This is a genomic window from bacterium, assembly GCA_035703895.1.
In the GTDB taxonomy this organism is placed as follows: Bacteria; Sysuimicrobiota; Sysuimicrobiia; order Sysuimicrobiales; family Segetimicrobiaceae; genus Segetimicrobium.
This window is the reverse complement of sequence record DASSXJ010000078.1, coordinates 1-3,707: the sequence shown is the minus strand read 5'-3', so window position 1 is coordinate 3,707 and position 3,707 is coordinate 1. Positions and strand designations below refer to the sequence as shown.

Here is a 3,707-nt window from a genome sequence, read left to right as displayed (position 1 = left end):
ACCGTCTGTGACGCCAGCGCGGCGGCATCGCTCTGCTGCTTGGACAGGGCCACCTGACCGGTCGCCATCATCACGAGCTGCGCGGTCGCGATGAGACCCACCGTGAGGAGAAAGGCCGCGATGATGACCTCCATCACCGTGAAGCCGCGGCAGGAACCATGAGCATCGCGCGGATATGCTCGACGTCGCATGCGCTCGGCCTGGCCCCCCTGTCTGGCAGTTCGGGTCATTGACTGGTGTATGCCCACTTTCATCCGCCGGTAGGCAGGAGGCAGGGAACCCGTGGACCTATCAAAGGGGGGGCGGAGACCTATCGATCGTACAGCGGAGCGGACGTCGCGGCGGGAGGGCTCCCGGCCCGGGCTGCGGGCTGTGCTTCATCGCGGGGCGCGCCCTTGCGGGCGCGCCCCGGCGGTTTCCTGGTTAGTGGAACACCTCGGTGAAGTATACGAGCTGTAGGTAGACAAACCTCGGCGTCAGGGGCGGCAGGTTCGTCGAGTTGTTGAAGCTCACGTCGTAGAACCAGCGCCGCGGCGGCGGGACGTACCGTGTGTCGGTCCAGAAGCCCTGGTTTGGGGCAGGGTAATTGGTGCATCGGAAGGGCACCGCGTCGTCTGTCACGCCGGCTTCGAGGACGGCCCAGCAAGAGTGTTTGGGCGTATCGAGCGACACAAATGAGCCCTGATACCAGAACTTGTAGGGACCGCCCGTCTGCCAGTCCTCGTGGAACCGGGGATAGTTCTCGAGCCCACCGCTGTACCAGCTCCCGACCGTCGTGTCATTCCCCGCCAGGAAGGCAGCGTTCACCGCCGTCTGCTGTGCCTGCATCCCGTTCGCCGGCCCGGCCGTGCTTCGTTCGTCCACCGGGCGGAACACGCCGGGCTGGGCGATCCCCGCCCACTGGTCGGATCCGGTGGTGTAATTTGCACAGGCCGCCGCATCGATCCAGGCGCAGGACAGGACGTTAATGCTGTCCGCGATGACAGACGATGGGCGCTTGGCGGAACCGCATGCGGCGGGCACGGAATCGCCGCCGCTCGTATCCATTGCCGGGCAGTTGAAGTTGCCGGCGACATACGCCGCGACATCGCTCGCAAACGTCACCCCGGTGTTTGTATCCTCCCGGGGAAGCCGCGCCGCATCGAGGATCCGGACGCCGTAGTGGTTTCCGCCGGAGGAGTTCGGCCCCTTCACGGACAGGAAGGCAACGACCCCACCATTCGTGGTCGTGTTCGGGTCGAAGAACACGTTGCTGTGGTTGCGATTGTATTCGTCGAGGGCGATCCAGTCGATGTTCAGGATCTGGACCGGCTTGCGCTCCCGCCAGTTGTAGAAGCCGCCGAAGCGGTAGTCGTAGCAATACTTGAGGAAGGTATCGATCGGATTTCTCGGATCCCGGTTGACTGTGCAGCCGTTCGGATCGCCCGCCCGGGGAAACGGCGTCGGGTACTTGTCAAACTGCTTGTACGTCGAGTTCTCGCAATCGCCCCACTGCTTGCAGTCCCAGTGACTCCCGGCGCCCGTCGCCGGCACGTCGGTGTAGGTGATGGCGCCAAAATATGCAGGGTCCCGCATGAAGGCGTGCAGCGCATCCGTCTTGGCCGTATTGACGCTCCCGCCGGCATCGAGCACCTGGATCGGCGGCAGCTTCGGACCCGTTGGCACCGCGCTCGGGTCCAGGTGCTCCGTGGGGGCGGTCAGGTCCAGCACGATCCGGAGGTTGGCGTTCTGCCAGTAGGCGCCGCCGGTCCCGTTGCAGGCGGCGACCCAGGGAGTGCACAGCAGCGAATCGACGCCCGGCAGGGTGATCCCGCTCACCTTGTTGGTGATCCGGCCGTTCCAGGACTGGATCTCGTCCGACTGCACCTCCCGCCGGCTCACCTGGGCGCAACTCGTGCTCCCCTGCGTCGTGCCGAGCACCTGCATGTTGGAGGGGGTGCCGTCGAGCGAGATATAGACGTTGTTCCAGTTCTGCGTCGAGTCTTTGCGACCCCGGAACAGCCCCGACGTGTTGGGGTTGGATCCGACGATTGTGACCTTCCCCAGGATATTCAGGCCCGCGGAGATCGCGGACCCGCAGCTGTCGGAGTTGAGGTAGAGATCCCCGTTGGTGTGGACGCGCCCGTTGATGACCATCGGCGGCGACGGCAGAATCTCGAGATCGTTCTTGTAGAACGATGCGAACTGAAACACGGGGATAAGGTTGGCGAAGAACTGGTTGGTGAGCGACGCCTCGGTGTACCCTTGGGCGTTCTTCGCTGTCGAGGTCAGGCTGTACGAGTGCACGATCGCGTTGAGCCCGGCGTAGGGGCCGGACACCAGGGACTGCGAGCTGACATTCGGTGTGCAGTCTCCCGGCGCATTTCCCGGGACGCTGAGCCGGTAGGTCACCGTCCGGTTATTGAGGGAGAGCGACTGCGGATTGCAGTTGGTGGGCAGGCTGAACCCCTGCATGGTGGTGAGGACCTGGGCCGCCCCCACGTTGAGCCCGGCCTCGGCCGCGTTGAAGCCGGCGACGTTCTTCTGGTACGACACCCGCATGTCCGAGTTGCGGTCCACCGACAGCATCACGAATGTCCCGACGGCGACCAGGACGAGGATGATCAGGAGGACGAGGAGCACCGCCGCCCCGTGTTGCTGCCCATGAACCTTCGCACGCATGCGCATCACCCTCTACAGGCGTCCCGCCGGGAATTGGAAGTTCCTAGGAGAGATCTCGAAGATCTCGTTGTGATGGAGGAATCCGTCGGACGAACCCGCGCCCCCGACCCCTCGCAGTGAGCGGGCGCCCACATCGAAAATGACCGAGCGCACCTTCTTCCAATCGGTCGCGGATTGCGGCAGATTCACCACGCAGAGCGGGCGTCCCCCCCCCGTGGAGCTGACGCAGTTGGTGGGGTCGTAATCGTCGTTAAAGACATATTGGATGTCGAACAGGTCGACGCCCTTGACCAGCGCTTCTTCCGACCCGCCCAAGAGGGTGAGCGTCAGGCTGGGAACGCCGCCGCAGGTGGGACAGGTGCTGCTGATTGCAAACGTCCTTGCCTCCACAGCATACACCGCTGTCGTATTCTGCAGGTACGTGCCCGTGATGGGAGGACCGGTGGTGGTGTCCACATTGATGGTGCTCCCAACGACGCTCAGGATCTTGAAGTACTGATGCTGGCCCGCTCCGGCATAGAGATAGCCCCAGGTTCCGCCGAGGCCGGCAAAGTTGGTCGCGGGATTCACCGTGAACGACGTGCAGGCCGCGCAGTCGGCGCCCACGATCGCGCCCTTGGCGCAGTGCGGATTCGCCCGGATCGTGATCGAATCCGTCGTCCCGTTGTCGACCCCACTCACCGGCTGGACGTCCGCAGGCGGATTGTCGAGCATGCAGGCCCCGGCGACGCGCGCCTCGCGCGTCACGGCCGCCACCGCGGACCGCAGCTGCTGCTGCGTCTGCAGCCGCGCCTGCTGCTGGACCCAGCTCTTCGTCATGAACACGTACCCGGAGCTTGCCGCCAGTGTGACGATACCGGCGATCGCCGCGCAGATCAGCACTTCGGGCAGCGTAAACCCGCGTGCGTGCGTCTTACTGGAGGTTGCTGAGGATCGTCTCGCTGACATAACTTTGAACCCCGCTGTTCCAAGTGACTGTGACCTTCACCCGCGTCATGTTCGTCTGGGGATCGTTCCGCACCACGTCCGCCCTGACCGTGTAGGCG

Annotated in this window: 3 protein-coding genes; all 3 read right to left on the bottom strand. The window is 64.4% G+C overall.

Translation table 11 applies throughout. The annotated features are described in order from the left end of the window. Positions 1 to 191 (bottom strand): hypothetical protein (locus tag VFP86_05485; protein HET8999079.1); only part of this gene is annotated, 191 nt, incomplete at its 3' end. A 232-nt stretch (positions 192 to 423) separates the two neighbouring features. After that, positions 424 to 2,661 carry a hypothetical protein gene (locus VFP86_05480; GenBank protein ID HET8999078.1) on the bottom strand — a complete coding sequence of 746 codons (2,238 nt, stop codon included), beginning with the start codon at positions 2,659 to 2,661 and terminating at the stop codon, positions 424 to 426. Positions 2,662 to 2,673: 12 nt separating this feature from the next. After that, positions 2,674 to 3,609 carry a prepilin-type N-terminal cleavage/methylation domain-containing protein gene (locus tag VFP86_05475; GenBank protein HET8999077.1) on the bottom strand — a complete coding sequence of 312 codons (936 nt, stop codon included), beginning with the start codon at positions 3,607 to 3,609 and terminating at the stop codon, positions 2,674 to 2,676. Positions 3,610 to 3,707 lie beyond the last annotated feature (98 nt).

Bases quoted from the DNA above. Each gene is read 5' to 3' on its own strand.
- VFP86_05480 (HET8999078.1), bottom strand. From the start codon at position 2,661: ATGCGTGCGAAGGTTCATGGGCAGCAACACGGGGCGGCGGTGCTCCTC.
- VFP86_05475 (HET8999077.1), bottom strand. From the start codon at position 3,609: ATGTCAGCGAGACGATCCTCAGCAACCTCCAGTAAGACGCACGCACGC.